This is a genomic window from Allobranchiibius sp. CTAmp26, from assembly GCF_017565405.1.
Classification (GTDB): domain Bacteria; phylum Actinomycetota; class Actinomycetes; order Actinomycetales; family Dermatophilaceae; genus Allobranchiibius.
Map to the genome: position 1 here is coordinate 1 of NZ_JAGEKR010000027.1, position 5,360 is coordinate 5,360.

The 5,360-nt window shown below is 55.4% G+C and carries 3 rRNA genes; all 3 read right to left on the reverse strand.

The window, feature by feature from the left end:
* Positions 1-90: ribosomal RNA gene (gene rrf / locus J4030_RS17155) — 5S ribosomal RNA — on the reverse strand; the annotation flags it as partial.
* A gap of 146 nt (positions 91-236) precedes the next feature.
* A 23S ribosomal RNA gene (locus J4030_RS17160) occupies positions 237-3,380 on the reverse strand.
* Positions 3,381-3,707: 327 nt separating this feature from the next.
* Positions 3,708-5,242: ribosomal RNA gene (locus tag J4030_RS17165) — 16S ribosomal RNA — on the reverse strand.
* Positions 5,243-5,360 lie beyond the last annotated feature (118 nt).

A 5,360-nucleotide genomic window follows, 5' to 3' on the forward strand; every position in this document is an offset into this window, starting at 1 on the left:
CACCCGTGTGCAGTACCATCGGCGCTGAAGGGCTTAGCTTCCGGGTTCGGTATGGGACCGGGCGTTTCCCACTTCGCTATGACCGCCGTAACACTATGGAACTGTATTGACCCTTTTGGTGGTCACCAGCACCAACCACACACCCCGTTTTGCGGGTGGTGTTGTTGGTGGTGGGGTGGGTGTGTTGTTCCAGAATCACACAGTGGACGCGAGCAAGCTCTTAAAGTTTTGGTTGTGGTGTCAAGTTGTCGGCAGATTAGTACCGGTCAGCTACGCACCTTACGGTGTGTCCACATCCGGCCTATCAACCCAGTAGTCTAGCTGGGTGCCTTCACACCCCCGAGGGGGTGATGGAAACCTCATCTTGAAGCGTGCTTCCCGCTTAGATGCTTTCAGCGGTTATCACTTCCGAACGTAGCGAATCAGCCGTGCCACTGGCGTGACAACTGACATACCAGAGGTTCGTCCATCCCGGTCCTCTCGTACTAGGGACAGGTCTTCTCAAGTTTCCTGCGCGCGCAGCGGATAGGGACCGAACTGTCTCACGACGTTCTAAACCCAGCTCGCGTACCGCTTTAATGGGCGAACAGCCCAACCCTTGGGACCTACTCCAGCCCCAGGATGCGACGAGCCGACATCGAGGTGCCAAACCATGCCGTCGATATGAGCTCTTGGGCAAGATCAGCCTGTTATCCCCGGGGTACCTTTTATCCGTTGAGCGACGGCGCTTCCACAAGCCACCGTCGGGTCACTAGTCCCGACTTTCGTCTCTGCTCGACGTGTCTGTCTCACAGTCAAGCTCCCTTGTGCACTTACACTCGAAACCTGATTGCCAACCAGGCTGAGGGAACCTTTGGGCGCCTCCGTTACTCTTTAGGAGGCAACCGCCCCAGTTAAACTACCCACCAGGCACTGTCCCTGATCCGGATCACGGACCGAAGTTAGGTGCTCAGAACGACCAGAGTGGTATTTCAACGATGACTCCACGAACACTGGCGTGCCCGCTTCATAGTCTCCCACCTATCCTGCACAAACCGTACCAAACACCAATACCAAGCTATAGTAAAGGTCCCGGGGTCTTTCCGTCCTGCTGCGCGTAACGAGCATCTTTACTCGTACTGCAATTTCGCCGAGTTCGTGGTTGAGACAGTGGAGAAGTCGTTACGCCATTCGTGCAGGTCGGAACTTACCCGACAAGGAATTTCGCTACCTTAGGATGGTTATAGTTACCACCGCCGTTTACTGGCGCTTAAGTTCTCAGCTTCGCCACCAAAGTGACTGACCGGTCCCCTTAACGTTCCAGCACCGGGCAGGCGTCAGTCCGTATACATCGAATTACTTCTTCGCACGGACCTGTGTTTTTAGTAAACAGTCGCTTCTCCCTGGTCTCTGCGACCCTCACCCCTAACCCGTTAAGGGTTTCAAGGATTGGGCCCCCCTTCTCCCGAAGTTACGGGGGTATTTTGCCGAATTCCTTAACCACGATTCACTCGATCGCCTTGGTATTCTCTACCTAACCACCTGAGTCGGTTTAGGGTACGGGCGGCTCGAACCTCGCTAGAAGTTTTTCTTGGCAGCATAGGATCACCCTGCTTCCCACATTCGTGGTCACTATCAACTCTCAGGATATGTGTGGTGCGGATTTGCCTACACCACTCCCTACAGTTTTAGACGTGGACAACCATCGCCACGCGGAGGCTACCTTCCTGCGTCACTCCATCGCTTACCTACTACAAGATCGGGTCCCACGCTCCCCCACACAACACGCACACCACCCCGAAAGGTGACGCACGCGAAACGGTGAGTTCGGATGGTTAGCATCCCCTGATTCGATATGGGCGGTTCTTCGCCGGTTCCGGAATATCAACCGGATGTCCATCGACTACGCCTGTCGGCCTCGCCTTAGGTCCCGACTTACCCAGGGCAGATTAGCTTGACCCTGGAACCCTTGGTTATTCGGCGGACGGGTTTCTCACCCGTCATGCGCTACTCATGCCTGCATTCTCACTCGTGTGGCCTCCACGCCTGGGTCACCCCGGCGCTTCATTGCCCACACGACGCTCCCCTACCCATCCACACCCCTGAACCACCAGAACACGTCTGGTACCTAGGGGACTGTGTGAATGCCACAGCTTCGGTGGTGTGCTTGAGCCCCGCTACATTGTCGGCGCGGAATCACTTGACCAGTGAGCTATTACGCACTCTTTAAAGGGTGGCTGCTTCTAAGCCAACCTCCTGGTTGTCACAGCAACTCCACATCCTTTTCCACTTAGCACACGCTTAGGGACCTTAGCTGGTGATCTGGGCTGTTTCCCTCTCGACGACGAAGCTTATCCCCCGCCGTCTCACTGCCACGCTCTCACTTACCGGCATTCGGAGTTTGGTTGACGCCAGTAACCTGGTGAGGCCCATCAGCCATCCAGTAGCTCTACCTCCGGTAAGAAACACGTGACGCTGCACCTAAATGCATTTCGGGGAGAACCAGCTATCACGGAGTTTGATTGGCCTTTCACCCCTACCCACAGCTCATCCCCTCAGTTTTCAACCTAAGTGGGTTCGGTCCTCCACGCCGTCTTACCGGCGCTTCAACCTGGCCATGGGTAGATCACTCCGCTTCGGGTCTAGACCCAGCGACTCAAACGCCCTATTCGGACTCGCTTTCGCTACGGCTTCCCCACACGGGTTAACCTCGCCACTGAGCACTAACTCGCAGGCTCATTCTTCAAAAGGCACGCCATCACCGCACATGTCGGCTTTGACGGATTGTAAGCACACGGTTTCAGGTACTATTTCACTCCCCTCCCGGGGTACTTTTCACCTTTCCCTCACGGTACTTGTCCGCTATCGGTCACCAGGGAATATTTAGGCTTAGCAGGTGGTCCTGCCAGATTCACACGAGATTTCACGGGCCCCGTGCTACTCGGGTACCAGTCCAGACAGTCACACATGTTTCGGTTACGGGAGTCACACCCTCTACGCCGCACCATTCAAGATGCTTCACCTACACGCGCGATTTTTTACTGTCCTCCATCCTGTCAGAGATGAAAAAGACCGGCCCCACAACACCGCAGCTGCAACCCCTGACAGGTATCACACAACTACGGTTTAGCCTCTTCCGCTTTCGCTCGCCACTACTCACGGAATCACATGTTGTTTTCTCTTCCTGTGGGTACTGAGATGTTTCACTTCCCCACGTTCCCTCCACACACCCTATGAGTTCAGATGTGGGTACCACGACATATCTCGTGGTGGGTTCCCCCATTCGGAAACCCTCGGATCACAGCCTGGTTATCGGCTCCCCGAGGCTTATCGCAGATTCCTACGTCCTTCATCGGTTCCTGGTGCCAAGGCATCCACCGTGCGCCCTTAAAAACTTGAGCCACAAAAACAAAGATGCTCGCGTCCACTGTGTAATTCTCAAACAACACACACTCAACCGATCACGCACTCCGCACCTGCGGAGCCCGGACCTGAAGGTGCCACCTAACCAGAGAAAACAACGATCGTTTCCTCATAACCCCAACAGCGTGTCGACACTCCCGCCCAGCCCACTCGCACGCCTCCACACCACCGCCGGCCCCCGAAGGGAACAACGTTGGTAGTACTACGACACGAACGGCGCCAGAACAACAGCACCATGATTGATGATTCCACCCATGAGCACACCCGGTCACACATTCGGCGACCGCAGGTGTATTGCTCCTTAGAAAGGAGGTGATCCAGCCGCACCTTCCGGTACGGCTACCTTGTTACGACTTAGTCCCAATCGCCAATCCCACCTTCGACCACTCCCTCCACTTACGTGGTTAGGCCGTGGGCTTCGGGTGTTACCAACTTTCGTGACTTGACGGGCGGTGTGTACAAGGCCCGGGAACGTATTCACCGCAGCGTTGCTGATCTGCGATTACTAGCGACTCCGACTTCATGGGGTCGAGTTGCAGACCCCAATCCGAACTGAGACCAGCTTTAAGGGATTCGCTCCGCCTCGCGGCATCGCAACCCTCTGTACTAGCCATTGTAGCATGCGTGAAGCCCAAGACATAAGGGGCATGATGATTTGACCTCATCCCCACCTTCCTCCGAGTTGACCCCGGCAGTCTCCCATGAGTCCCCACCATTACGTGCTGGCAACATGGAACGAGGGTTGCGCTCGTTGCGGGACTTAACCCAACATCTCACGACACGAGCTGACGACAACCATGCACCACCTGTACACCAACCAAAAGGAAACAACATCTCTGCTGCGATCTGGTGTATGTCAAGCCTTGGTAAGGTTCTTCGCGTTGCATCGAATTAATCCGCATGCTCCGCCGCTTGTGCGGGCCCCCGTCAATTCCTTTGAGTTTTAGCCTTGCGGCCGTACTCCCCAGGCGGGGCGCTTAATGCGTTAGCTACGGCACAGACCTCGTGGAATGAGGCCCACACCTAGCGCCCAACGTTTACGGCATGGACTACCAGGGTATCTAATCCTGTTTGCTCCCCATGCTTTCGCTTCTCAGCGTCAGTAATGGCCCAGAGACCTGCCTTCGCCATCGGTGTTCCTCCTGATATCTGCGCATTTCACCGCTACACCAGGAATTCCAGTCTCCCCTACCACACTCTAGCCTGCCCGTACCCACTGCAGACCCGGAGTTAAGCCCCGGGCTTTCACAGCAGACGCGACAAACCGCCTACAAGCTCTTTACGCCCAATAATTCCGGACAACGCTCGCACCCTACGTATTACCGCGGCTGCTGGCACGTAGTTAGCCGGTGCTTCTTCTCCCGCTACCGTCACCCCGAAAGGCTTCGTCACGAGCGAAAGGAGTTTACAACCCGAAGGCCTTCATCCCCCACGCGGCGTCGCTGCATCAGGCTTTCGCCCATTGTGCAATATTCCCCACTGCTGCCTCCCGTAGGAGTCTGGGCCGTGTCTCAGTCCCAATGTGGCCGGTCACCCTCTCAGGCCGGCTAACCGTCATCGCCTTGGTAGGCCACAACCCCACCAACAAGCTGATAGTCCGCGAGTCCATCATCCACCACCCGTAAAGGCTTTCCACCCACCACCATGCGACGGTGAGTCATATCCAGTATTAGACCCCGTTTCCAAGGCTTATCCCAGAGTGAAAGGCAGGTTACTCACGTGTTACTCACCCGTTCGCCACTAATCCACCCACAGCAAGCTGTGAGCATCATCGTTCGACTTGCATGTGTTAAGCACGCCGCCAGCGTTCGTCCTGAGCCAGGATCAAACTCTCCAAAAAAACTTGCAAAATCCAATCCCAGCTGAAATCAACAGAAGATAAAACTTCGTCAACATCAACCAAACAAAAAATCTGGCATCAATCACTCGACACGCTGTTGAGTTATCAAGAAACGATC